Source organism: Stenotrophomonas sp. YJH_SMC_65 (genome assembly GCF_059369475.1).
In genome coordinates this window covers 1-22,282 of record NZ_JCAFSR010000009.1, presented here as the reverse complement: position 1 = coordinate 22,282, position 22,282 = coordinate 1, and the positions used below count along the sequence as shown (strand labels likewise).

General features: G+C 67.4%; 23 protein-coding genes and 1 other RNA gene. 11 read left to right on the top strand and 13 right to left on the bottom strand.

The genetic code is table 11. The features are described from left to right. Positions 1 to 26: 26 nt before the first annotated feature. The 3 genes from AC5P7A_RS16515 (at position 27) to AC5P7A_RS16505 (ending at position 2,653) form a co-directional block, all read left to right on the top strand. On the top strand, positions 27 to 623 hold the full coding sequence (locus tag AC5P7A_RS16515) for an IMPACT family protein (RefSeq protein WP_495220348.1): 597 nt from the start codon (positions 27 to 29) through the stop codon (positions 621 to 623). Beyond that, complete coding sequence (locus AC5P7A_RS16510; RefSeq protein WP_032960563.1) at positions 616 to 2,388, top strand: ABC transporter transmembrane domain-containing protein; 1,773 nt, start codon at positions 616 to 618, stop codon at positions 2,386 to 2,388. The genes AC5P7A_RS16515 and AC5P7A_RS16510 overlap by 8 nt, the downstream gene beginning before the upstream one ends. Before the next feature lie 70 nt (positions 2,389 to 2,458). Beyond that, a complete protein-coding gene (locus AC5P7A_RS16505; RefSeq protein WP_014646818.1) occupies positions 2,459 to 2,653 on the top strand; it encodes a hypothetical protein in 195 nt (64 codons plus the stop codon). A gap of 219 nt (positions 2,654 to 2,872) precedes the next feature. Here the strand turns inward: AC5P7A_RS16505 and AC5P7A_RS16500 are convergent, their stop codons facing one another. From AC5P7A_RS16500 to AC5P7A_RS16490, 3 genes are all read right to left on the bottom strand, one after another. Further along, positions 2,873 to 3,997, bottom strand: a complete 1,125-nt coding sequence (locus tag AC5P7A_RS16500; protein WP_495220347.1) for a prephenate dehydrogenase — start codon at positions 3,995 to 3,997, stop codon at positions 2,873 to 2,875. Next, the gene (gene pdxY / locus AC5P7A_RS16495; protein ID WP_014646816.1) at positions 3,994 to 4,902 is read right to left on the bottom strand and encodes a pyridoxal kinase; all 909 of its coding nucleotides are present in this window, start codon (positions 4,900 to 4,902) and stop codon (positions 3,994 to 3,996) included. The genes AC5P7A_RS16500 and pdxY overlap by 4 nt, the downstream gene beginning before the upstream one ends. Positions 4,903 to 5,321: 419 nt before the next feature. After that, positions 5,322 to 6,521: an MFS transporter gene (locus AC5P7A_RS16490; protein WP_041863321.1), complete on the bottom strand. Its 1,200-nt coding sequence runs from the start codon at positions 6,519 to 6,521 to the stop codon at positions 5,322 to 5,324. A gap of 72 nt (positions 6,522 to 6,593) precedes the next feature. On the opposite strand from AC5P7A_RS16490, the gene AC5P7A_RS16485 reads away from it, so the two are divergent. Then, on the top strand, positions 6,594 to 7,391 hold the full coding sequence (locus tag AC5P7A_RS16485; RefSeq protein ID WP_014646814.1) for an AraC family transcriptional regulator: 798 nt from the start codon (positions 6,594 to 6,596) through the stop codon (positions 7,389 to 7,391). Between the two features lie 60 nt (positions 7,392 to 7,451). Here the strand turns inward: AC5P7A_RS16485 and dnaJ are convergent, their stop codons facing one another. From dnaJ to hrcA, 4 genes are all read right to left on the bottom strand, one after another. Continuing rightward, on the bottom strand, positions 7,452 to 8,576 hold the full coding sequence (gene dnaJ / locus AC5P7A_RS16480) for a molecular chaperone DnaJ (RefSeq protein ID WP_014036853.1): 1,125 nt from the start codon (positions 8,574 to 8,576) through the stop codon (positions 7,452 to 7,454). A gap of 154 nt (positions 8,577 to 8,730) precedes the next feature. After that, positions 8,731 to 10,653, bottom strand: a complete 1,923-nt coding sequence (gene dnaK, locus AC5P7A_RS16475) for a molecular chaperone DnaK (protein ID WP_032959111.1) — start codon at positions 10,651 to 10,653, stop codon at positions 8,731 to 8,733. Positions 10,654 to 10,835: 182 nt separating this feature from the next. Further along, positions 10,836 to 11,351, bottom strand: a complete 516-nt coding sequence (gene grpE, locus AC5P7A_RS16470; RefSeq protein ID WP_495220346.1) for a nucleotide exchange factor GrpE — start codon at positions 11,349 to 11,351, stop codon at positions 10,836 to 10,838. A 63-nt stretch (positions 11,352 to 11,414) separates the two neighbouring features. Continuing rightward, a complete protein-coding gene (gene hrcA, locus AC5P7A_RS16465) occupies positions 11,415 to 12,479 on the bottom strand; it encodes a heat-inducible transcriptional repressor HrcA (RefSeq protein WP_010484463.1) in 1,065 nt (354 codons plus the stop codon). A gap of 115 nt (positions 12,480 to 12,594) precedes the next feature. Here hrcA and recN point away from each other — a divergent pair, with 115 nt between their 5' ends. After that, positions 12,595 to 14,256, top strand: a complete 1,662-nt coding sequence (recN, locus tag AC5P7A_RS16460; RefSeq protein WP_014646810.1) for a DNA repair protein RecN — start codon at positions 12,595 to 12,597, stop codon at positions 14,254 to 14,256. A 110-nt stretch (positions 14,257 to 14,366) separates the two neighbouring features. Here the strand turns inward: recN and AC5P7A_RS16455 are convergent, their stop codons facing one another. Then, positions 14,367 to 15,284: a LysR family transcriptional regulator gene (locus tag AC5P7A_RS16455; RefSeq protein ID WP_032959114.1), complete on the bottom strand. Its 918-nt coding sequence runs from the start codon at positions 15,282 to 15,284 to the stop codon at positions 14,367 to 14,369. Between the two features lie 97 nt (positions 15,285 to 15,381). Here AC5P7A_RS16455 and AC5P7A_RS16450 point away from each other — a divergent pair, with 97 nt between their 5' ends. Beyond that, positions 15,382 to 16,689, top strand: a complete 1,308-nt coding sequence (locus AC5P7A_RS16450) for an SGNH/GDSL hydrolase family protein (RefSeq protein ID WP_495220345.1) — start codon at positions 15,382 to 15,384, stop codon at positions 16,687 to 16,689. A gap of 63 nt (positions 16,690 to 16,752) precedes the next feature. On the opposite strand, the gene fur is transcribed toward AC5P7A_RS16450, so the two are convergent. Continuing rightward, positions 16,753 to 17,169, bottom strand: a complete 417-nt coding sequence (gene fur, locus AC5P7A_RS16445; RefSeq protein ID WP_014646807.1) for a ferric iron uptake transcriptional regulator — start codon at positions 17,167 to 17,169, stop codon at positions 16,753 to 16,755. Between the two features lie 103 nt (positions 17,170 to 17,272). Between fur and AC5P7A_RS16440 the strand changes: the two genes are divergently transcribed. Further along, a complete protein-coding gene (locus AC5P7A_RS16440; RefSeq protein WP_014036847.1) occupies positions 17,273 to 17,665 on the top strand; it encodes an outer membrane protein assembly factor BamE in 393 nt (130 codons plus the stop codon). 33 nt (positions 17,666 to 17,698) lie between these two features. Here AC5P7A_RS16440 and AC5P7A_RS16435 read toward each other — a convergent pair whose 3' ends face one another. Both AC5P7A_RS16435 and AC5P7A_RS16430 read right to left on the bottom strand, forming a co-directional pair. Next, a complete protein-coding gene (locus AC5P7A_RS16435) occupies positions 17,699 to 17,956 on the bottom strand; it encodes an RnfH family protein (RefSeq protein ID WP_049439213.1) in 258 nt (85 codons plus the stop codon). A gap of 3 nt (positions 17,957 to 17,959) precedes the next feature. Then, positions 17,960 to 18,385: a type II toxin-antitoxin system RatA family toxin gene (locus AC5P7A_RS16430; RefSeq protein WP_032959119.1), complete on the bottom strand. Its 426-nt coding sequence runs from the start codon at positions 18,383 to 18,385 to the stop codon at positions 17,960 to 17,962. A gap of 57 nt (positions 18,386 to 18,442) precedes the next feature. Here AC5P7A_RS16430 and smpB point away from each other — a divergent pair, with 57 nt between their 5' ends. Beyond that, positions 18,443 to 18,946, top strand: a complete 504-nt coding sequence (gene smpB, locus AC5P7A_RS16425) for an SsrA-binding protein SmpB (protein WP_005409231.1) — start codon at positions 18,443 to 18,445, stop codon at positions 18,944 to 18,946. Further along, positions 18,943 to 19,374: a GNAT family N-acetyltransferase gene (locus AC5P7A_RS16420; protein WP_049439209.1), complete on the top strand. Its 432-nt coding sequence runs from the start codon at positions 18,943 to 18,945 to the stop codon at positions 19,372 to 19,374. Before smpB ends, AC5P7A_RS16420 begins: the two co-directional genes overlap by 4 nt. Before the next feature lie 26 nt (positions 19,375 to 19,400). On the opposite strand, the gene AC5P7A_RS16415 is transcribed toward AC5P7A_RS16420, so the two are convergent. Further along, complete coding sequence (locus AC5P7A_RS16415) at positions 19,401 to 19,973, bottom strand: hypothetical protein (protein ID WP_014646803.1); 573 nt, start codon at positions 19,971 to 19,973, stop codon at positions 19,401 to 19,403. A 220-nt stretch (positions 19,974 to 20,193) separates the two neighbouring features. On the opposite strand from AC5P7A_RS16415, the gene ssrA reads away from it, so the two are divergent. Both ssrA and AC5P7A_RS16405 read left to right on the top strand, forming a co-directional pair. Then, positions 20,194 to 20,547: a transfer-messenger RNA gene (gene ssrA, locus AC5P7A_RS16410) on the top strand. Positions 20,548 to 20,712: 165 nt separating this feature from the next. Continuing rightward, positions 20,713 to 21,918, top strand: a complete 1,206-nt coding sequence (locus AC5P7A_RS16405; protein WP_495220344.1) for a tyrosine-type recombinase/integrase — start codon at positions 20,713 to 20,715, stop codon at positions 21,916 to 21,918. Positions 21,919 to 21,921: 3 nt separating this feature from the next. Here the strand turns inward: AC5P7A_RS16405 and AC5P7A_RS16400 are convergent. Further along, a partial coding sequence (locus AC5P7A_RS16400) for a hypothetical protein (protein ID WP_495220343.1) occupies positions 21,922 to 22,282 on the bottom strand: 361 nt, incomplete at its 5' end.

The following is a 22,282-nucleotide window of genomic DNA, read 5'->3' as shown; positions in this document are numbered from 1 at the left end:
TCTGGCGACCCCGTAGAATGGCGGGAATGCCCGATACCCTCGCCCAGCCGGTAAGCCACACGCTGGAAGTCAAACACAGCCGCTTCATTGCCCATGCCGCGCCGATCGATGGCGCCGCGGCAGCATTGGCGTTCCTGCAACAGGTGGCCGTAGCCGACGCAACCCACAACTGCTGGGCCTACCGGCACGGCCAGGACTACCGCTCCAGTGACGATGGCGAGCCCGCCGGCACCGCTGGGCGGCCGATCCTGGCTGCGATCGACGGCCAGGGCTTCGACCGGGTGGTGGTGGTGGTGACGCGCTGGTTCGGCGGCATCAAGCTGGGCGCCGGTGGACTGGTGCGCGCCTACGGTGGCGCCGCCGCCGAATGCCTGCGTACCTCCCCGCGCTTGCCGCTGGTGGCGATGGCCCGGCTGCAGCTGTTGGCCGGCTTCGAGGATCTGGGCACCCTGCATGCCACCCTTCCCACCTTCGGCGCCGTGAAGCGCGATGAACAGTTCGATGCCAACGGCGTGTGCCTGCGGGTCGAATTGCCGGCCGATCAGGTCGATGCATTGAAAATCCGCCTGCGCGACGCCACCCGTGACCGTATCCGCATACAAGACGACGACCAGGATGACTGACAAGGACGACGCCCCCGCCTCGGCCCCACCGCTGCGCCGCCTCGGCAGCCTGAGGACGCTGTGGCCGTTCGTGCGCCGCCACAGCGGGCTGTTCACCGCCTGGCTGCTGGCGCTGGCGGTCTCTTCGGCCGCGACGCTGAGCCTGCCCCCCGCCGTGAAGCAGATGATCGACCACGGCTTCACCAGCGGTGGCCAGATCAACCGTGCCTTCGCCCTGCTGATGCTGGTGGCGGTGGTGCTGGCGCTGGCAACGGCCGCACGGTTCTTCTTCGTGTCGCTGCTTGGCGAAAAAGTCGTGGCCGACCTGCGCAGCCGCCTGTACGCACACCTGATCCAGCTCGGTGCCGGTTTCCATGACCGCAGCCGCAGCGGCGAACTGGTCTCGCGCCTGACCGCTGACAGCGAACTGCTGCGCAGCGTGGTCGGCTCGACCATGTCGGTCGCCCTGCGCAGCAGCGTCACCGTGGTCGGCAGCCTGGCCATGCTGTTCGTCACCAGCCCCAGGCTGGCGGCATGGTCGCTGCTCGGCATCCCACTGGCGGTACTGCCGATCATCATCGGCGCGCGCAAGCTGCGCACGGTTGCACGCAGCAGCCAGGACCGCATCGCCGATGCCAACAGCCTGGCCAGCGAGACGCTGGGCGCCGTGCGCACGGTGCAGGCACATGCACGCGAGCCTTACGAGCGCGGACGCTTCGACAAGGCACTGGGCGATGCCATCGGCGCCGCGCGCCGACGCATCGGTGCGCAGTCGCTGGTCACTGCCAGCGCCATCCTGCTGGTGTTCGGCGCCATCGTTGGCGTGCTGTGGCTGGGCGCGCACGATGTCATCGACGGGCGCCTCAGTGCCGGCACGCTGGGGCAGTTCGTGCTGTACGCGCTGATCGGCGGCGGCTCGGTGGGCGCGCTGGCCGAAGTGTGGAACGAACTGCAGCGTGCAGCCGGTGGCATGGGCCGCATTGGCGAGCTGCTGCAGGAAGACATCGAGATCCGTGCGCCGGCGCAGCCGCACGTTCTGCCGCAACCATTGCGCGGCGAAATCCAGTTCGACGACGTGGTGTTCCACTATCCGCAACGTCCGGACCAGGCCGCGCTGGACCACTTCAACCTGCATGTCCGCCCGGGCGAGACGGTGGCCCTGGTCGGCCCGTCGGGCGCGGGCAAGAGCACGGTGCTGTCGATGCTGCTGCGCTTCCACGATCCGGCCAGCGGCCGCATCTGCGTGGATGGCATCGACGTTCGCCAGGTCGATCCGGCCGAGCTGCGCGCGCAGCTGGCGCTGGTGCCGCAGCAGCCGACGCTGTTCGCGGCCAGTGCGCGCGACAACATCCGCTATGGCCGCCTGCAGGCCAGTGACGCCGAGGTCGAAGCTGCCGCGCGTGCGGCCGAGGCCGATGGCTTCCTGCGCGCGTTGCCGCAGGGCTACGACAGTGAGCTGGGCGAACGCGGTGCGCGCCTGTCCGGTGGCCAGCAGCAGCGCGTGGCGATTGCCCGCGCACTGCTGAAGGACGCGCCGATCCTGCTGCTCGATGAAGCCACCAGCGCGCTGGACGCACAGAGCGAGCACAGCGTGCAGCAGGCGCTGGAGCGGCTGATGGCCGGTCGCACCACGCTGGTCATCGCCCACCGCCTGGCCACCGTGCTCAAGGCCGACCGCATCGTGGTGATGGACCAGGGCCGCATCGTGGCCGAAGGTACCCATGCCCAGCTTCTGGCCGAAGGCGGACTGTACGCTGAACTGGCACGACTGCAGTTCATCGATTGATGACGGCCGGCTAACATCGGCCGGACCAAGCTGGCCTCGCATCAGCAGCATCCGCTGAAGGAGGTACGCGATGTCGTTCCGTCAGTTCCCTGCAGTCGACAGCAATGGCGAAAGCCACATCATCATCGAGTTCAAGCCCGAGGCGAATGGCAGCGGGCATCACTCTGAATCCACGCCGCGTTACGAGCTGGATGACGGGCGTCATCTGGTTCGCAATGGCCGCGAATTCACCACCAGCGGTGGCGAACTGCGGTTGATGATCTAGGGCTGCGCACCTTGGTGGGCACTGGCCGTGTCGCCCTGCTCTGGTAGGTGTCGACCTCGGTCGACACGCGCTTTGCCAAGGGCAGTCGAGCAAGGCTCGACTCCACAAGAAGGCGTGATCAATTTTTCACCAAGCATCTTGACAGCCTTGCCTGACAAGGGCTGCGCAGGGTTATCCACACGTTTGCTCAGAAACCATCCACACCGCCTGTGGATGAATTCAGCCCAGCACCCGTCCGATGCCGCTGGCGTCCACGTCGGCCGCGGCCCGGGTGATCGCCGCCGGATCGCTGCCGGCCACGAATCCGATGCGGAAGTGCACTTCACCGCCGGGCGTGCGCGAGGAATGGATCGAAGCCAAGCTGATGCCATGCTGCTCGAACACGTTCAACAGCTCGCGCAGCGAGCCAGGCCGGTCCTCCGGCAGGTGCACCGACAGCGCGTTGCGCTCGGTCAGATCGGCCAGCAGATACCCCACGCGTTCGAACGTGTAGTTGCCATCCGCCAGGGCCTGCTCGCCGAAGGCACTGCGATTGGCTGACAGCAGCTGCTCACGGAATGCAGCCCGTGCGCCGTCGTCGCCCTGTCCGACCTGCACCTGCAGGGCCTGCAGCTGCCCCACCAGCCGCTCCAGCATCGGCGCCACGTACGGGTTGCCGAACTGGATGTCTTCGTAGATCGCCGGATTGAGCGACAGGATGCGCGAGATGATCGCCGTGTCCAGCTCGAACGACGCCGAACGGTACGGCATCATCGCGGCCAGATCGCCCAGCTGCGGCTGGTACTGGCGCAGCACGCCTGCCTGCGCCAGGTGGGTGGCATGCACCATCGCCTGCACCAGCGCCATCATCTGGTCGTGGTGCTGCGGCGTCGCGCGCACGCACTCGGCCTGCAGCGCGGTGCACAGCGTATCGACCCATGCCCGCCAGTGCTGCAGCCGCGCTTCGCAGACCACCATCACCCGCCCCTTCAGGGTCGGCGCTTTGGGTGGCGCGGCCATCGGGTGCAGTCCGACCACTTCGGCCTGCGAGGCCAGCATCGCCTGTACCGGTGCCTCCTTTACCGAGGTCACATCCAGCCACAGCCTGCCCTGCTCGCGGCCCGCCGATTGCCGCACGTACTCGGCGATCAACGCCGGCGTGTGCCGGATCGGTGCCGAGAACACCAGTACATCGGCCTGCGCCAGCAGGTGTTCCGGCGTGTGCGAGTCCGGGTCGGCCGGGTCATGGCCGATCACCTGCAGCTGCAGGTGCTGCTGGAAGAAGCGGCACAGCCAGCGCCCATAGGCACCAGCACTGCCGACGATGCCGACCGTGCGCGGCGTGCGTGGATCCAGGCCGCTCATGCCACGCGTTCAGCGCGGAAGCGCGTTCCTTCGGCCAGCGCCGCCGGCGCGGCAGCGATCACGTCAAACTCCTCGAAGCCGTTGTCCAGGGTCGCCTCCAGCGCCGCATGGGTGCCGGCAATCGCGCGCGAAATCGCCTGCTGCATCGACTCACCGCGCAGCAGGAACGACACCACCAGCGACATCAGCACGTCACCGGTACCGGCCACGTCCACCGGCAGCAGCGGTGAGGTCCAGCGCCAGGTTTCCTCGTGCCCGACCGCCAGGGTGACCAGCTCACCCGGGTTGCCGCCTACGCTGTGCGCGATCACCCAGTGCGGGCCACGATCCAGCAGCGTGCGCGCGGCGGCGATGGCATCGGCCTCGGCCAGTGCCGGCATGCCGGTCAGGCGATTCAGTTCGAAGGCATTGGGCGTCACCAGCCAGGCGTGCGGCAGCAGGCGCTCGGCGAAGATCGCTTCCAGGCCCGGTTCCACGTAGGGTCCGGTATGGGTATCACCGATCACCGGGTCCAGGCAGTAACGCAGCTGTGGGCAGGCCGGCAGGATGTTGTCCAGCCAGTCGGCGAAGGCCGCACCGTTGGCGGTGCTGCCGAAGTAACCGGACACCAGCATCTTCGCCCGCTGCGGCAGGCCACGCTCGTGGGTACCCAGCAGCAGGTCGGCAAACCAGTCGGCGGGCAGCACGCGGCCCCGCGTAGTGTCGTAGAACGGCGCATTGCTCAGCAGCACGGTCGGGATTTCGGCGACGCGCACGCCCAGTGCGCGCATCGGCGGGACGGCGGCACTGTTGCCGGCGTGGCCGTACACAAGTTGCGACTGGACCGAGATGACATCGATCGGCGACGGCCCATCCGGCCGCTGGCGGCGGCCGTGGACCAGGTGGTTATCAAGGGATTCGCTCATGGCCGCATTCTACGCCCAAGGGAGTTTTCGGCAGGGCTTGCAGCCCTGCACCTGCCGAAGGCGAAGCCGAAGCAAGATCAAGAGCCGCATTCCGTGGGATGGCGGGGCGGTGTGGGTGGTCAGGACCGTTGGTCGGCACATCTGTGGGATACCGAAATAAATCGGGGTCAGATCCGTTTTCCTTCGGAAAACGGATCTGACCCCACGAGCTGTTCCGACAGATCGCGGAAAACAGTCGAAAGCGGGGTGGGTCCGGTTGCAGGGGTGTCCGCGGCATGGATGCCGCGGCCAAGCCCCCAGGGATGGGTTTACGGCGTCCCCTGCAACCGAACCCACCCCGCCAACCCACGGATGGCCCGCTTCTGCTGTTGACGTTGCTTCGGCAGGTGCAGGGCTGCAAGCCCTGCAACCCAACCCCCTCAGTGAGCAGCAGGCCGCGACGGTGGCAGCCACGCTGCGACGATACCGAGCAGCGGCAGGAACGCGGTCAGCTGATAGACGAATTCAATGCTGGTCCTGTCTGCCAGCATGCCCAGCACGGCCGCGCCAAGCCCGCCCATGCCGAATGCAAAGCCGAAGAACAGGCCGGACACCATGCCGATGCGGTGCGGCATCATCTCCTGCGCGTACACCACGATGGCCGAGAACGCCGAGGAGAGCACGAAGCCGATCAGCACTGCCAGCACTGTGGTCCATAGCAGATCGGCGTGCGGCAGCATCAGCGCGAACGGGGCCACGCCGAGGATCGAGGTCCAGATGATCGGCTTGCGGCCGATGCGGTCACCCAGCGGGCCGCCGAGGAAACCACCGGCGGCAGACGCCACCAGGAACGCGAACAGATGCAGTTGCGCCTGTGCCACCGGAATGCCGAAGTGGTGGATCAGGTAGAAGGTGAAGTAGCTGCCGATGCTGGCCATGTAGAAGTACTTGCTGAAGATCAGCACCAGCAGGATCGCCAGCACCTTGGCCACGGTGCGCGACGAATGCCGCGGGGCCATAGACGCGGTGCTGGCCGGACGCGGTGTGCCCAGGTGCAGTGCATACCAGCGGCCAACATAGGTCAGCAGCGCGATGCCGATCAGCGCGGCGCCGGCAAACCATGATGCGGCACGCTGGCCATACGGCACGATCACGGCCGCAGCGATCAACGGCCCCAGCGCGGTACCGAAGTTGCCACCCACCTGGAACACCGACTGCGCGAAGCCATGGCGACCGCCCGAGGCCAGCCGGGCGATGCGCGAGGCCTCCGGGTGGAAGATGGCCGAACCAATGCCGACCATCGCCGCAGCCATCAGCACCACCGCGTAGTTCGGCGCAAAGCCGAGCAGCAGCATGCCGCACAGGGTCGAGGCCATGCCGATCGGCAGCGAGTACGGTGCCGGGCGGCGGTCGGTGGCCATGCCGATCAACGGCTGGAAGATCGACGCGGTGAGCTGGTAGGTCAGCGTGATCAGGCCGATCTGGGTGAAGCTGAGGTTGAAGCCGCCCTTGATCACCGGATAGATGGCCAGGATCAGGGACTGCATCATGTCGTTGACGACATGCGAGGTGGAGATGGCGGCCAGCACGCCGGGAGCCACCGGGCGTGAGGTCGTTGCGGGAGAAGCCAGGGTCGACATGGACACAGTCAGGTTGGGGGCGAGCCACGCATGCTACGGTGGGCCCCCACTCCCTTCTGCCGCGTTCGGGTCATGGCCTATCGCAAAAAGGACACTCCCTGCCCGATCCGCGAGACCGCGCCGTGGAACGAAGTGCCGGTACACCGCCCGGTGACCAGCCGCGCCCGGCACTACCCGCCCGGTACCCACATCGCGCCACACCGGCATCGCCGTCACCAACTGGTCTTCGCCATGTCCGGCCTGATGGTGGTGCGCGCGGACGGTGGCCGCTGGGTCGTGCCCTCCACCCGCGCGATCTGGGTTCCGGCCGGTATGGTGCATGCGGTGGACTGCATCGCCGAGGTGCACATGCGCAGCCTGTACGTGGAACCGGACTTTGCACCGCAACTGCCGGATGGGGCGTTCGCAGTACAGGTGGCGCCGCTGCTGCGCGAACTACTGCTGGCGGCCAGCCTGATCGAGTCCGCGCACGTGGACGACAGCCGCGACGGTCGCGTGGTGCGCCTGCTGCTGGACGAGCTGCACCGCATGGACGTGCTGCCGCTGCACCTGCCCTCGCCCACCGACCCGCGCCTGCAGAGGATCTGCCAGCACATCCAGAAGCATCCCGCCGACGACGCCACGCTGCAGGACTGGGCCCAGGCGCTGCAGGTGGACGTGAAGACCATCCAGCGCCATTTCGCCGGCGAACTGGGCATGACCTTCGGGCAGTGGCGGCAGCAGGCGCGGCTCCTGGCCGCCCTGGAGCGATTGGCAGTCGGCGACAAGGTCATCGATGTGGCGCTGGCGATGGGCTACGACAGCCCCAGCGCGTTCACCAGCATGTTCAAACGCCAACTGGGGCAGACGCCCGCGGCGTTTTTCCGCTGATCGCAAACGAAAACGCCGGGCATGACCCGGCGCTACCGCTCAACGCTTCGGTTGAAAAACTCAGGACGTCATCCGGTCCCAGAAGCCCTTCACGCCATCCATGAACGTCGCCGACTTCGGCGAATGCTTGCGTGCTTCCTCGCCGACAAAGGTGGCTTCGAACTGCTCCAGCAGCTTGCGCTGTTCGTTGGTGAGGTTGACCGGGGTCTCCACCACCACGCGGCAGTACAGGTCGCCCTCGCTGCGGCTGCGCACCGAACGCACGCCCTTGCCACGCAGGCGGAACAGCTTGCCGGTCTGGGTCTCGGCCGGGATGCGGATTTCCGCTTCGCCGCCGAGGGTCGCCACGCGTACGGTGTCGCCCAGCGCTGCCTGCGAGATGCGGATCGGCACTTCGCAGTGCAGGTCGTCGCCATCGCGCTGGAAGATCGCATGCTCGCGCACGCGCACTTCCACGTACAGGTCACCCGGCGGCGTACCGGCCGGACCGGCCTCACCTTCACCCTGCAGGCGGATGCGGTCGCCGGTATCGACGCCCGCCGGCACCTTCACCGACAGCACCTTGTCTTCCTCGACACGGCCGTTGCCGTGGCAGGTCTTGCAGGGCTTGGCGATGATCTGGCCACGGCCGCCGCAGTTGTGGCAGGCCTGCTGCATGGCGAAGATGCCGCGCTGGATGCGCACCTGGCCGCGGCCATGGCACACATTGCAGGTTTCGACCTTGCCGTCTTCGGAGCCACTGCCATCGCAGTCGCCGCACTCGGCCAGGGTCGGGATCTCGATGCGGCGCTCGACGCCGCGTACCGCTTCTTCCAGGTCCAGCTCCATCACGTAGCCGATGTCGGCGCCGCGACGGGCCTGGCGCGGCCCACCGCCGCCCCCGCCAAAAATGTTGCCGAAGATATCGCCGAAGATATCGTTCATGTCCGGGCCGCCCGGACCACCACCGCCCATGCCGTGCTCGAACGCGGCGTGGCCGTGGCTGTCGTACATGCGGCGCTTGTTGCCATCGGACAGCACTTCGTAGGCTTCCTTGCACTCCTTGAAGGAGGCTTCGGCCGCCGCATCACCCGGGTTGCGGTCCGGGTGGAACTTCATCGCACAGCGACGGTAGGCCTTCTTCAGCTCGTCGTCGGTGGCGGTGCGGGCAACGCCCAGCACTTCGTAGTAATCGCGCTTGCTCATATGGTGAATCTAGTTCCGGAAAGTCGGGATTCGTCAAAGCGGAAGAGCGGAACCAGGTCCGCTCTTGCGTCGGGCGCCCCGACACGCCGGTGGGCGGTCAGGACCCTGATGCGACAACGGGACGCTGATGACCAGCGTCCCGTGTCGGTCCGGATCAGGACTTCTTGTCGTCCTTGACTTCGGTGAACTCGGCGTCGACCACGTCGTCCTGCGCCTTGCCGGCGTTGCCGGCGTCGGCACCCGGGGCACCGCCCTGGTCGGCCGAAGCAGCGGCGAACAGCGACTGGCCGGCTTCCTCCAGCACCTTCGACTTGGCTTCGATCTGTGCCTTGTCGTCACCCTTCATCGCGGTTTCCAAGTCGGCCAGGGCCGCCTCGACCTTGCCGATGACATCGCCGCCGACCTTGCTGCCGTGCTCGGTGATGGCACTGCGGGTGCCGTGGATCAGGGCATCGGCCTGATTGCGGGCCTGCACCAGCTCCTGGAACTTCTTGTCTTCTTCGCGGTTGGCTTCCGCGTCGGCGACCATGCGTGCGATCTCTTCCTCGGACAGACCCGAACCGGCCTTGATCTCGACCTTCTGTTCCTTGTTGGTCTTCTTGTCCTTGGCCGACACGTGCAGGATGCCGTTGGCGTCGATGTCGAAGGACACTTCCACCTGCGGCAGGCCACGCGGAGCCGGCTCGATGCCGGACAGGTCGAACTTGGCCAGCGACTTGTTGAAGCGGGCCTGCTCGCGCTCACCCTGCAGCACGTGCACGGTCACGGCCGACTGGTTGTCCTCGGCGGTGGAGAACACCTGCGAGGCCTTGGTCGGGATGGTGGTGTTCTTCTCGATGATCTTGGTGAACACGCCGCCCATGGTCTCGATGCCCAGCGACAGCGGGGTCACGTCCAGCAGCAGCACGTCCTTGACGTCGCCGCCCAGCACGCCGCCCTGGATCGCAGCACCCAGTGCCACGGCTTCGTCCGGGTTGACGTCCTTGCGCGGTTCCTTGCCGAAGAACTCGGTCACCGCCTGCTGCACCTTCGGCATGCGGGTCTGGCCACCGACCAGGATCACTTCGCTGATGTCGCTCGAACGCAGGCCGGCATCGTTCAGGGCGACGCGGCACGGCTCGATCGACTTCTTGATCAGGTCTTCCACCAGCGCTTCCAGCTTGGCGCGGGTCAGCTTGATGTTCAGGTGCTTCGGACCCGAGGCGTCAGCGGTGACGTACGGCAGGTTCACTTCGGTCTGCTGGGCGCTGGACAGCTCGATCTTGGCGCGCTCGGCAGCGTCCTTCAGGCGCTGCAGGGCCAGCGGATCCTTGCGCAGGTCGATGCCCTGGTCCTTGTTGAATTCTTCAACCAGGTACTCGATGACGCGGTTGTCGAAGTCTTCGCCGCCCAGGAAGGTGTCGCCGTTGGTGGCCAGCACTTCGAACTGCTTCTCGCCGTCAACGTTGGCGATCTCGATCACCGAGACGTCGAAGGTGCCGCCGCCCAGGTCGTACACCACGATCTTGCGATCCTTGTTGTCGCCCTTGTCCAGGCCATAGGCCAGCGCGGCCGCGGTCGGCTCGTTGATGATGCGCTTGACGTCCAGGCCGGCGATGCGGCCGGCGTCCTTGGTCGCCTGGCGCTGGCTGTCGTTGAAGTAGGCCGGCACGGTGATGACCGCTTCGGTGACCTTCTCACCGAGGAAGTCCTCGGCGGTCTTCTTCATCTTTTCCAGCACCTTGGCCGAGATTTCCTGCGGCGCCATCTTCTTGCCGTCGCTGGTGGCCACCCAGGCATCGCCGTTGTCATGGGCCAGGATGCTGTACGGGACGTGGGCGATGTCCTTCTGCACTTCGGCGTCGGTGAACTTGCGGCCGATCAGGCGCTTCACCGCGTAGAAGGTGTTCTTCGGGTTGGTGACGGCCTGGCGCTTGGCCGAGGCGCCCACCAGGACTTCGCCGTCCTTGGTGTAGGCGACGATCGACGGGGTGGTGCGATCGCCTTCCGAATTCTCGATGACGCGGGCCTTGCCGCCGTCCATGATCGCCACGCACGAGTTGGTGGTGCCGAGGTCGATACCAATGATCTTGCCCATGGGGGAGACTCCTGAGGATGCTTGTTGGGGTCAGTCCGGCCGTTCGGCCGGTGGATGAATACGATGTGGGGGAGGCTCGTGGAACATTCAAGCCATCTCCCGAACGCTGTGTTTCCGGTCGCCCGGCGCGTTCAGCGTCGGGCCGGGTGACGGGACATTCCCGCCTTCCGGCCCTGGAGGGGTCAGTCGGCGGCCACCACCACCAGCGCCGGCCGCAGCAGGCGCTCGTTGAGCAGGTAACCCTTCTGGAACACGGTCACCACGCTGCCCGGGACGGCGTCTGGGGCCGGCACCTGGCTGATGGCCTGGTGGTGTTCCGGGTTGAACGGCTGGCCGATCGGGTCCAGCAGGACCAGCCCGTTGTCGGCGGCAACCTTCAGCAGCTGCTTGTAGGTCAGCTCCAGGCCCTCGCGCAGCGGATGCGGGTCATCGCCGGCCGCCTTCAAGCCGGCATCCAGGCTGTCGAACACCGGCAGCAGCTCGCCCAGCAGCTTCTCGTTGGCGAACTTGCGGGCCTGCTCGATGTCACGGGCAACGCGCTTGCGCTGGTTCTCGAGGTCGGCGCGCTCACGCAGCGCATCGGCCTTGATCTGCTCGACCTCGGCGCGCAGGCGCTCCACTTCGTCGTTGACGCCGGCGGCGGCGGCCGCATCGGCGGCAGTCTGCTGGGATTCGATATCTGGATGTTCGTGGTTCATGTCTGGGTCCCTGGCGGTCAGTCTCCGCCTCCACCCACCCTAGTGTGGGCGGGATGCTGCGTTTCAAGCGTCGGATGTTCCAGGAGTGCGCCCGGCTGGCGAAAACGCCGCGCCGAGTACATCGGCAGTAGCCTGGACCAGCGGGATCATCCGGTCGTAGGCCATCCGCTTGGGGCCGATCACGCCCAGCACGCCCAGCACCTGGCCATTGGCGGTATAGGGGGCGGTGACCAGCGAGACCCCCTGCAACGGCATCATCCCGGTCTCTTCGCCAATGAAGATGCGCACCCCCGGGGCCTGGATGGTGCGCTCCAGCAGCTGCAGGATCTCCCGCTTGCTGGAGAACAGCTCGAACAGCTCGCGCAGCCGCTCCAGGTCGGACAGGTCCTGCACCCCCATCAGGCGGGTCTGGCCGGCCACCAGCATGTCATCGGCCGCCGGCTGCAGGGCCTGCTCGGCCAGCTCGATGCTGTGCGCCAGCAGCTGCTCCAGCTCCGAACGGGCATCACGCAGTTCCAGCAGCAGGCGGGTGCGGATCTCGGCCATCGGCAGGCCGGCGAAATGCGCGTTGAGGTAGTTGGCGACCTGTTCCAGCTGGCCCGGCGCGAACTCCTGGCGGGTCTCGATGACCCGGTTCTGCACCTCGTTGTCGGCGAACACCAGGATCGCCAGCACCCGGCGCCCGTCCAGCGCCACGAAATCGATCTGGCGGAACGCGAACTGCTCGCGCCGCGGGGCGCTGACCACGCCGACGAAGTGGCTCATCGCCGACAGCAGCTCCGAGGCGCTGCCAAGCAGGGCCTGGGTGCTGCCGCCGCCGGCCAGTTCCTGGCGCAGCCGGGCCAGCTCGCCTTCGCCCGGCGGCTGCATCTGCAGCAGGCTGTCGACGAACACCCGGTAGCCATGTGCGGTCGGGACGCGCCCGGCCGAGGTGTGCGGCGAAGCCAGCAGCCCCAGGTCTTCCAGGTCACCCAGGATGTTGCGGATGGTGGCCGGACTGACCTCCAGCCCGGCCACGCGCGCCAGCGTCTGCGAGCCGACCGGCTCACCGTCCTGGATGTAACGCGCGATCAGCGTGCGCAGCAGATGGCGCGCACGCGGGGCAAGCTGGTCGGGAGAACCGTGCATGGAATCAACCTGTGAGACACGGACACTAGATAATGGCGGCGGATCACCTTGGCAAGTCATTGGACCTCCCGCGCCCGCGTGCTAGCGTTGCGCGGCTGCTGACACCCCCTTACCCATGCTCAGACATCTTTCGATCAAGGATTTCGCCGTCGTCCGCGCCACCGAACTGGAGTTCGGGCCAGGCATGACCGTGGTTTCAGGCGAGACCGGCGCCGGCAAGTCACTGATGGTCGACGCGCTGGGCTTCCTGTCCGGCCTGCGCGCCGACAGCGGCGTGGTCCGCCACGGCGCCGCGCGCGCCGAGCTGTCGGCCGAGTTCGCGCTGGACCAGCTGCAGGCCGCGCGCCAGTGGCTGGCCGACAACGAGCTGGACGACGAAGAACAATGCCAACTGCGCCGCGTGATCCGTGCCGATGGCGGATCGCGGGCCTGGATCAACGGCCGCCCGGTGACCCTGGCGCAGCTGGGCGACCTGGCCTCGCTGCTGGTGGAGATCCACGGCCAGCACGAGCAGCAGGCCCTGCTGACGCGCCCGTCGCAGCTGGCCCTGCTGGATGCCTATGCCGGCAACGAGGACGAGCGCCGCCAGGTGCGCCGCGCCGCTGCGGCCTGGCAGGCGCTGGTCGATGAATCGCTGGCGCTGTCGCAGCAGGGCGACGTCAGTGACCGGATCGGCTTCCTGGAGCACCAGCTGCGCGAGTTGGACCGCGAGGATCTGGAACCCGAATCGATTGCCGCACTCGGTGCCAGCCACCGTCGCCAGGCCCACGCCAGCGCCCTGCTGAGTGCCTGCCAGGCGGCCAGCAACCAGCTCAACGGCGACGACGGCAGTTCCGCACTGGACCTGCTGCAGCAGGTGCGCCACGAGCTGTCGCGCCTGATCGAGCACGACCCGCGCCTGGGCGAGGTGGACGGGCTGATCGAGAACGCCTCGATCCAGCTGCACGAAGCCCTGTCGCTGCTGGACCGCGTGCATGACGACCTCGACGCCGACCCGGAACAGTTCGAGGAGAACGAGCGTCGCCTCGGCCGCCTGCACGACCTGGCCCGCAAACACCGCGTGCCGATGGACGAACTGGGCGCGCAGCGCGAGCGCATGCACGCCGAAGTGGAACAGCTGCGTGGGGCTGACGAACGCCTGCAGCGCCTCGCCGGCGAGATCGACAAGGCCGCTGCGGCCTGGCGCGTGCAGGCCGGGCTGCTGACCGCCAGCCGCCGCGCCGCCGCTGCCGAGCTGTCGGCCACCACCACCGGCATCATCGCCGAGCTGGGCATGGGCGGCGGCCAGTTCCTGATCGAGCTGGAACCGCAGGACGCCGGCAAGCCCGACCCGCAGGGTGCCGAGCGCGTGGAATTCCTGGTGGCGGCCAATGCCGGGCAGCCACCGCGTGCCCTGCGCAAGGTGGCCTCGGGTGGCGAACTGTCGCGCATCTCGCTGGCCATCGAAGTGGCCGCGCTGGACCTGGATGCAGTGCCGACCATGGTGTTCGACGAAGTCGACTCCGGCATCGGTGGCGCGGTGGCGGACATCGTCGGCCAGAAGCTGCGCGCCCTTGGCGAGAAGCGCCAGGTGCTGTGCGTGACCCACCTGCCGCAGGTCGCCTCCAAGGGCCATGCCCATTACCGGGTCAGCAAGGCCCCGGTGGAAGGCATGACCCAGAGCGCAGTGGAAAAGCTGGACAGCAAGGCGCGCGAGGAAGAACTGGCGCGCATGCTCGGCGGCGTGGAAGTGAGCAAGGAAGCGCGCGCCGCCGCACGCAAGCTGCTGCAGGTGTAACGCCGGCCGAGCCGAGCATTGGCTCGGCTTCCGCACGGTAGTGCCGGCCGCTGGCCGGCACCCCGATGCGGGTGGATGAAGATCATGAGGTTGCCGGCCAGCGGCCGGCACTACCCCTGTGGCTGCGTCAGATCGACGTTCTCCACCAGGAAATCAAGAAACGCGCGCACCCGCAGCGGCAGGTAGCCGCCCTGCCCCAGGAACACCGCGTGCACCTCTTCCAGGTCACCGGGATTGGCGTCCTCCAGCACCGGCAGCAAGCGCCCGGCGGCAATATCCTGCTGCACCTGGAATGCTGCCAGCCGCGCCATGCCCAGCCCACCCAGCACCAGCTGGCGCAGCGCATCGCCGTTGCTGGCGCGCGCGTTGCCACTGGGCAGCAGCATGCGTTCGCGCCCATCCTGCAGCAACGGCCAGCCCTGCATCGCGCGCGCATGGCCGATATCCAACCGGTTGTGCGACTGCAGCTCCTCGGCAGTGCGTGGCAGCCCGTGCCGCTGCGCGTAGGCCGGTGCAGCCACGATCATCATCCGCGTCGCACCCAGCCGCCGCGCCACCAGGCTGGAGCTTTTCAGTGGACCGGCCCGCACCGCCACGTCGGTGCGCTGCTCAAGCAGGTCGATCACCTCGTCATTGAGGGTCAGGTCCACGCCTACCTGCGGGTTGCGTTCGAGGAATGCCGGCAGCAGCGGCAGCAGGAAATGCTGGCCGAACGGCACGTTGGAGTTTACCCGCAGCCGTCCGCGCGGCTCGGCATGGGCACTGGCACAGCGCTCGGCCTCCTCCAGGTCGGCCAGCACGCGCAGGCCGCGCTCGTAGAACGCACAGCCTTCCGGGGTCAGCTGCAGCTGGCGGGTGGAGCGTTGCAGCAGGCGCGTACCCAGCCGCTGCTCCAGCCTGGCCACCAGCTTGCTCACTGCTGACGGCGTCATGTCCAGGGTGCGGGCGGCGGCGGAGAAGCCACCGGTCTCGATCACCCGCACGAACACTTCCAGTTCGCCGGATCGGTTGATGTCGGGTCGCGCCATGACGATGAATCCAGTTCACAGATGATTGTCCATGCGCAGTCTAGTTCACAGATGACCCCGGAATCACCATGGCGTTCCCTCCCACCTGGATTGCCCGATGAACCGCTTGAGCCAGCTCACCGCCACCGCCCTGCTCGCCCTGTCCGGCGTCGCCAGTGCCGCATCCGCCCCGCACTGGGTCGCCAGCTGGCAGGCCAGCCCGCAACCGGTCTGGGACGCGGATTTCCTGTTCCCGACCCTGGTTCCGGCCACGCTGCAGGACCAGACCTTCCGCCAGACCGCGCGCATCAGCCTGGGCGGGCCCCGGCTGCGGGTGCGGCTGAGCAATGCCTACGGCACCCAGCCGCTGCGGATCGGGGCGGCCAGCGTGGCCGCGGGCGCGGGCGCCACCCCGCAACCGCTCAGCTTCGACGGCCAGCCTGGGGTGTTGATCGGTGCCGGTCAGGAACGGCTGAGCGATCCGCTGGCGGTGGCCACGGAAGACCACCAGGCGCTGCAGGTCAGCGTCTTCGTGGCGGGGCCGACGCCGGTGCAGACGTTCCATTGGGACGGCCGCCAGACCAGCTGGATCGCCGGCGGCAATCAGGCCCGGGCGCGCGACCTGCAGGGTGCCAGTTCCACTACCGCACGCCTGTTCCTCACCGGGATCGAGGTCGAGGCCGCCGCCAGTGCGCGTAGCGTGGTGGTGATTGGCGACTCGATCACCGACGGCGCCACCGCCAGCCTCGACCAGGACCAGCGCTGGACCGACCATCTGGCCGCGCGTCTGGCACCGCGCGGCGTCGCGGTGGTCAACGCGGGCATTTCCGGCAATCGGCTGCTGAGCGACGGCATGGGCGAGTCGGTTCTGGCCCGCCTGCGGCGTGACGCACTGGATCAGCCCGGCGTCGCCAGCGTCATCGTGCTGATCGGCATCAACGACATCAGCTGGCCCGGTACTGCCTTCGCCCGCGCGCAGCCCCGGCCCAGCCTGCCCGAGCTGCAGGCCGGCTATCGTGCCCTGGCCGAACAGGCCCACCGGCGGGGTCTACGCATATTCGGCGCCACCCTGATGCCGTTCGCGGGCGCCCTGCCCGGCACGCCGCTGGACGACTACTACCACCCGGACAAGGAGGCCCTGCGCCAACAGCTCAATGCATGGCTGCGCAGCAACAGCCCGTTCGACGCGGTGATCGACCTGGACGCGGCGCTACGCGACCCGGCCGATCCGTCACGGATGGCCGCCGCCCACGACTCCGGCGACCACCTCCACCCGGGGGATGCCGGCAACCGGGCGATGGCCGAGGCGGTGGACCTGGAGATCCTGCTCGGTTGCAAGGGGTCAGAGCCCTTTGCTGGCGCAAAGGGATCCGACCCCGCAGAGCGCCCGGGGCCGGCCCCCTTTCCTGGAGGGAAAGGGCCCTGACCCCGGCAACGAAAAACCCCGGGCAAGCCCGGGGTTTCGTCGCTAGCGGCTGGCCGGAACGGCCTACTTGCGCTTCTTGCGCACGTAGAGCACCAGCGAGTGTTCTTCCAGCTCATAGCCGTGATCGGCCGCGATCTTGCGCTGCAGCTCCTCGATCTCATGGCTTTCGAATTCGATGATCTTGCCGCTGTCCACGTCGACCATATGGTCGTGGTGGCCACCACGGTCCAGCTCGTAAACGGCTTGGCCACCCTCGAAATTGTGCTTGAGCACGAGGCCGGCGGCCTCGAACTGGGTCAGCACCCGGTAGACCGTCGCCAGGCCGATCTCGTCGCCATGCTCGAGCAGCTGGCGGTAGATGTCCTCGGCGGTCATGTGGTGCTGGTGGTGCTGGGCATTGCGCTGTTCGAGCAGCGCCAGGATCCGCATCCGCGGATGGGTCACCTTCAGGCCGACTTTACGCAGGTCGTGGGTTTCCATAGGTCTCCGTTCATTGGCGATTTAGCGCCAGCTGCCTCGGATTGGGTCGCGGTGGCACGCCGGGAGTGTATCATCGGTTTGATTTCCCCAACCGCCAGTCCCGATGCGCAATCTCCTGTTGGTCGCCGCCGTCGCCCTGTCCACCACCGGGTGCGGCATCATCTACAAGCAACCCATCTATCAGGGCAACCTGATCCGGGAAGATGCCGTGGCCAAGCTGCAGGTCGGGCAGAGCAAGCAGCAGGTCACCGCGCTGCTGGGCACCCCGTCCATCCCCGACCCGTTCCACGCCCAGCGCTGGGACTACACCTCCAGCCAGCGCGTGAACCGCCTCGGCCGCACCGAAGTGAAGAACTTCGTGGTGTTCTTCGAGAATGACGCCGTTACCCGCTGGGAGGGCGACTACTTCCCGGGCAACGACAAGGCCCTGGCCCAGCAGACGGTGCGCCAGTTCGGCCGCAACCTGCCGAAGGACAAGAAGAAGAAGGGCCGCTGAGGCCTGCCCGTCCGCAGGGACGGGTTGCCGGGATCAACCGCCGAGCGCGCGACGCCGGCGGTTGTCCTTGGGGTCGGCCAGCAGCGGGCGCAGCAGCTCGATGCGGTCCCCGTCCAGCAGCGCCTGCTGTGGACGGGCCACCACGCCATGCACCGCGGCGGCCGGACAGTCGGCACTACCTTCCAGCGCAGCGGCGGCGATGGCGTCGGCCACGGTCGCTCCCTCTTCCAGCTGCAGGTGGCGCGACAGCACGCGCTCCGGCCAGGCCAGCACCACCTCGACCTCGATCATCGCTCAGCCCTCGTCGGCGACGCGGACGAAATCATTGACCATGCGATCGGCCAGTCCCTGGAAGCCGATCGCCAGGGCCGGACCGAGCAGGCGCGAGCTGGGTTCGAACTCCAGGGTCAGGGTGACCTTGCACGCATCCTCGGCCAGCGCATGGAATTCCCAGCGGCCGTGCAGCTGCTTGAACGGGCCATCGCGCAGCTGCATGTCGATGCTGTGCGGGCGCTGCAGGGTGTTTTCAGTCTGGAACCAGGTACTGAACGAGCCCAGGCCCAGGTCCAGGCGCGCCACCAGGCGGTCCTCGCCCTGCTCCAGGATCTGGGCAGCCGAGCACCAGCGGAAACGGCGCGGATAGGCCTGGACGTCGTTGACCAGGTCGAACATGCGCGCGGCCGAATGTTCGACCAGGGCGCTGCGGCGGATAGTAGGCATGAATACAGGACGTTTCGGCAATCGACCGGGCGGGCCCGAATCGGAGACAATACGGAAATGAGCAAGAACAGCGGCAAGGATAAAGCAAAGAGCGCGACGGCCAACAAAACCATCGCGTTGAACAAGCGTGCCCGCCACGAGTACCACATCGAAGAGCGCTTCGAGGCCGGCCTGGCCCTGCAGGGCTGGGAGGTGAAGTCGATCCGCGCTGGCCGCGGCAACATCATCGACGCCTACGCCTATGTGAAGCACGGCGAGATCTTCCTGATCGGCGCGCAGATCACCCCGTTGATCCAGGCCTCCACCCACGTGGTGGCCAATGACCGGCGCGAGCGCAAGCTGCTGCTGCACCGGAGCGAGATCGACAAGCTGGTCGGCAAGGTCGAGCGCGATGGCTACACGATCGTGCCCACTGCGATGTACTGGAGCAAGAACAAGATCAAGCTCGAAGTCGCGCTGGCCAAGGGCAAGCAGACCCACGACAAGCGCGATGCCGCCAAGGACCGCGACTGGGCGATCGAGAAGCAGCGTGTGATGCGTCGCGGCAACCGCGACGCATGACCGCCCCCATCGGCGCCATGGTGACTGCCAGCGCCGATGAAACGCGCACGTTGTGCGCGCGCCTGCTGGCCTTCAACCAGGCCCACGGCGGCGATTCACTCGATGAGACTCCAGTCCGCCTGGCCTGGCATGACGAGCACGGCGCGCTGCGCGGTGGTGTGCTGGCCGACGTCTGTGCCAGCTGGCTGCAGGTACATGTGCTGTGGGTGGATCCGGAACTGCGCGGGCAAGGCATCGGCCAGCGCCTGCTGGCGGAAGCAGAAGCCGCCGCGCGCCAGCTTGGCGCCCGCAACGTGATGCTGGATACCTTCGACTGGCAGGCCGAAGCTTTCTACCTGCGGCAGGGCTACACCGTCTATGGGCGGCTGCCCGATTGCCCGCCCGGGCACGAGCGGATCTACCTGCGCAAGCCATTGTCAGGTTCCTGACCGCGGCCGCGGAAACCGCCGACCGGTCACCCTGCCAGCACGCCCTGCCCGCGCATGCGCGGTGCCAGCGCTGCGTGCATCACGGCTAGGTGCATCACCACTGCCAGTTCCGGCGCATGCCGGTCATCGCCGGCGCGCCACCGCTGCGCCAGCTGGGCCGCGTCGGCCGGCAGCAGGGCCAGCAGCTGGGCGTCATCCAGCGAATCGGCCGCGCCCTGGAGCTGCCGCGCCATCTGTCGCGCCTGCCATACATGCACGCCGATGCTGAGGCTGGCCAGCGACATCAGGACCACGGCCAGCCCGTGCTCGAACCATTGCGACAGCACTTCCGGCCCCCACAGCAGGGCCGCCAACACGGCCAGGCCCGGCAGGCGCCAGCCCAGCCAATGGATGCGACCGCGCTGCGACCAGTGCACAACCACCGCACTGGCCACCAATGCCGCGGCCGCAGTCGCCGGCAGCTCGGTCAGCGCGGTGGCCGCAAGCAACACCGCCAGCACCGCCCAGACCCAGCCGGGCGGCAGGGCGCGCCGCTGGTAGTCGGCACCGACCGGCCCGATCAGCTGCCGCAGGCTGCGTTGTTGGCTTGCATCGGTCACCCACAGTCTCCGTGTCTGTCCTGGCCCGGATGGTCGCCGCCAGTGTGTCGCAAATTCGTGCCAGTGACGTTACCAATCCGCTATGCCGCTGGCTCTACAACATGTTGTGGATTGCCACGGTGACTGTTCAGCTGTTTTGGCGTAGCATTGGCAGCGTTGGGCAGGCACTGGCCGTGGCGACACGAATCAGGCCTTGTACCTTGCAGAACTTGAAGAAACCGGGGGTGCATTGGTTTCGACGGGGGTTGTGAAGTCGCCTGGCGCATGCCGAGGGGGTAGCTTTCCTCGTAAATCCAGCTGCAAAACTCTAGTTGCCAACGACGACAACTACGCTCTGGCCGCTTAAGGCCTAAGCCTCGAAACCGCTTGTGTCCATGCTCGCGGTGTAGAGTCACTATCATGGAATCGCGCTGGATGGCTGCCTGTCAGTCCGGCACTAGAACACAACAGGCTGGTTCCCGGATGCGCTTTGCGCACCGTGCTGTTCGGGGACGAGATCCAACGGTGAGCTAAGCATGTAGTGCTGGGGATGGAGTGCCTTCGGACGGCGGTTCAATTCCGCCCACCTCCACCAACGAACGGTCCGTGAAGGACCGGAGAAGCCCGGAAACCCCCGCATCACAAGGGTTTCCGGGCTTTTTTATTGTCCGCAGCAGACCGGGGCAATCCGTTTCAATCCATGAGACGGTGGGGGTATATCAAGGGGTATCCGACCGCACCCACTGAAGCGATACCCCCAATGCCTCTGACCGACGCAGCTATCAGGCGCGCCAAGCCCAGCGACAAACCGCAGAAGATCACCGACGGTGGCGGCCTGTACCTCTATCTCACCCCGACCGGCGCGCGCAGCTGGCGCTGGAAGTACCGCATCGCCGGCAAGGAGAAGCTGCTTTCGATCGGCCTGTACCCGGATGTCTCCTTGGCGCGCGCGCGCGAGGCCCGCGACGAAGCCCGCCGGCTGCTGGCCCGAGGCGTCGACCCGGGCGCGCAGAAGAAGGCTGCCGCCCTCGCCCACTCCGCCCTCGGCTCGGACAGCTTCGAGACAATCGCCAATGAGTGGCTGGCCACACGCCCCTGGGTGCCCAGCTATGCGGAGAAGGTCGAAGCCTGGATGAAGAATGACGTATTCCCGTGGATCGGGTCGCGCTCTGTCGCCGGCCTTTCCGCGCCGGACTTCCTCCGGGTGGCCCGGCGCATTGAGGAACGCGGCGCGATCGAATCCGCGCACCGGATCATGCAGAACTGCGGCCAGATCATGCGCTACGCCGTGGCCACCGGCCGCGCCGAGCGAAACCCGGTTGCCGACCTGAAGGGAGCGCTCGCGCCGCCGAAGGAAGCCCACCACGCAGCGATTACCGACCCCGTGCAGCTGGGTGGCCTGCTGCGCTCCATCGAGGCATACAGCGGATCTGCCATCACCCGGACGGCGCTGCGACTGGCGCCGCTGGTGTTCCTGCGTCCTGGAGAACTGCGGCATGCGGAATGGGAGGAATTCGACCTCGACGCGGCCGTGTGGACCATCCCTGCCAGCAAGATGAAAATGCGTGCGGCACATCTGGTGCCGCTGTCCAGGCAGGCGCTGCAGATACTGGCGGACATCAAGCCGATCACCGGCAGGCACAAGTGGGTGTTCTCTGGCGCCCGCGATTCCAAACGCCCGATGTCAGAGAACGCCGTTACCGCAGCGCTGCGCAACATGGGTTACGACCGCACGATGATGACCGGCCACGGCTTCCGCGCGACGGCTCGCACCATTCTGGACGAGGTCCTGCACTTCCGCCCGGACATCATCGAGCACCAGCTTGCTCACGCGGTGAAGGATCCCAACGGCCGGGCCTACAACCGCACATCGCACCTGCAGGAGCGCGTGCGGATGATGCAGGTCTGGGCGGATTACCTCGATGGTCTGCGCGACGGCAACGTGGTGAAGCTGCGGGCAGGATGAGGCCTACACGCCCCGCCGCATCTGCTGCAGCCCTGCCCTCACCCACGCCTTGGTGCGGGCGTCCCTCGCGCGGGGTTTCGTCTCTGCCGGCGGCTTGCGCGGTTCAAGCGCCGCCTTGATCCGCTCGACCTCCTTCGACCCAGCCTCGGCCAGGCGTCGGGCCTGTTGCTGCTGCTCGCGGGTCGGCGGCAGGCCGGGCAGTGGCGGCGGCGGCTGGATCGGCGTGCTGTCGGTCAGCCGGGCGACTGCCTGGCGCAGGGGCAGATCGGGATAGAGCCTGGCCGCACACCAGCGCTCGGCGTACCGCTTCGCCTGCCGGACGTTGGCCGCGCGCACTTCCTTCACCTGCCACATCTTCTGGCCT

Bases quoted from the DNA above. Each gene is read 5' to 3' on its own strand.
- AC5P7A_RS16490 (WP_041863321.1), bottom strand. From the start codon at position 6,521: ATGTCGACCCTGGCTTCTCCCGCAACGACCTCACGCCCGGTGGCTCCC.
- AC5P7A_RS16405 (WP_495220344.1), top strand. From the start codon at position 20,713: ATGCCTCTGACCGACGCAGCTATCAGGCGCGCCAAGCCCAGCGACAAA.
- dnaJ (WP_014036853.1), bottom strand. From the start codon at position 8,576: ATGAGCAAGCGCGATTACTACGAAGTGCTGGGCGTTGCCCGCACCGCC.
- smpB (WP_005409231.1), top strand. From the start codon at position 18,443: ATGAGCAAGAACAGCGGCAAGGATAAAGCAAAGAGCGCGACGGCCAAC.
- grpE (WP_495220346.1), bottom strand. From the start codon at position 11,351: ATGAACCACGAACATCCAGATATCGAATCCCAGCAGACTGCCGCCGAT.
- dnaK (WP_032959111.1), bottom strand. From the start codon at position 10,653: ATGGGCAAGATCATTGGTATCGACCTCGGCACCACCAACTCGTGCGTG.
- AC5P7A_RS16500 (WP_495220347.1), bottom strand. From the start codon at position 3,997: ATGAGCGGCCTGGATCCACGCACGCCGCGCACGGTCGGCATCGTCGGC.
- AC5P7A_RS16515 (WP_495220348.1), top strand. From the start codon at position 27: ATGCCCGATACCCTCGCCCAGCCGGTAAGCCACACGCTGGAAGTCAAA.
- hrcA (WP_010484463.1), bottom strand. From the start codon at position 12,479: ATGCACGGTTCTCCCGACCAGCTTGCCCCGCGTGCGCGCCATCTGCTG.
- AC5P7A_RS16485 (WP_014646814.1), top strand. From the start codon at position 6,594: ATGGCCTATCGCAAAAAGGACACTCCCTGCCCGATCCGCGAGACCGCG.
- AC5P7A_RS16510 (WP_032960563.1), top strand. From the start codon at position 616: ATGACTGACAAGGACGACGCCCCCGCCTCGGCCCCACCGCTGCGCCGC.
- AC5P7A_RS16430 (WP_032959119.1), bottom strand. From the start codon at position 18,385: ATGCCTACTATCCGCCGCAGCGCCCTGGTCGAACATTCGGCCGCGCGC.
- AC5P7A_RS16450 (WP_495220345.1), top strand. From the start codon at position 15,382: ATGAACCGCTTGAGCCAGCTCACCGCCACCGCCCTGCTCGCCCTGTCC.
- recN (WP_014646810.1), top strand. From the start codon at position 12,595: ATGCTCAGACATCTTTCGATCAAGGATTTCGCCGTCGTCCGCGCCACC.
- AC5P7A_RS16440 (WP_014036847.1), top strand. From the start codon at position 17,273: ATGCGCAATCTCCTGTTGGTCGCCGCCGTCGCCCTGTCCACCACCGGG.
- fur (WP_014646807.1), bottom strand. From the start codon at position 17,169: ATGGAAACCCACGACCTGCGTAAAGTCGGCCTGAAGGTGACCCATCCG.
- AC5P7A_RS16505 (WP_014646818.1), top strand. From the start codon at position 2,459: ATGTCGTTCCGTCAGTTCCCTGCAGTCGACAGCAATGGCGAAAGCCAC.
- AC5P7A_RS16420 (WP_049439209.1), top strand. From the start codon at position 18,943: ATGACCGCCCCCATCGGCGCCATGGTGACTGCCAGCGCCGATGAAACG.
- AC5P7A_RS16435 (WP_049439213.1), bottom strand. From the start codon at position 17,956: ATGATCGAGGTCGAGGTGGTGCTGGCCTGGCCGGAGCGCGTGCTGTCG.
- AC5P7A_RS16455 (WP_032959114.1), bottom strand. From the start codon at position 15,284: ATGGCGCGACCCGACATCAACCGATCCGGCGAACTGGAAGTGTTCGTG.
- pdxY (WP_014646816.1), bottom strand. From the start codon at position 4,902: ATGAGCGAATCCCTTGATAACCACCTGGTCCACGGCCGCCGCCAGCGG.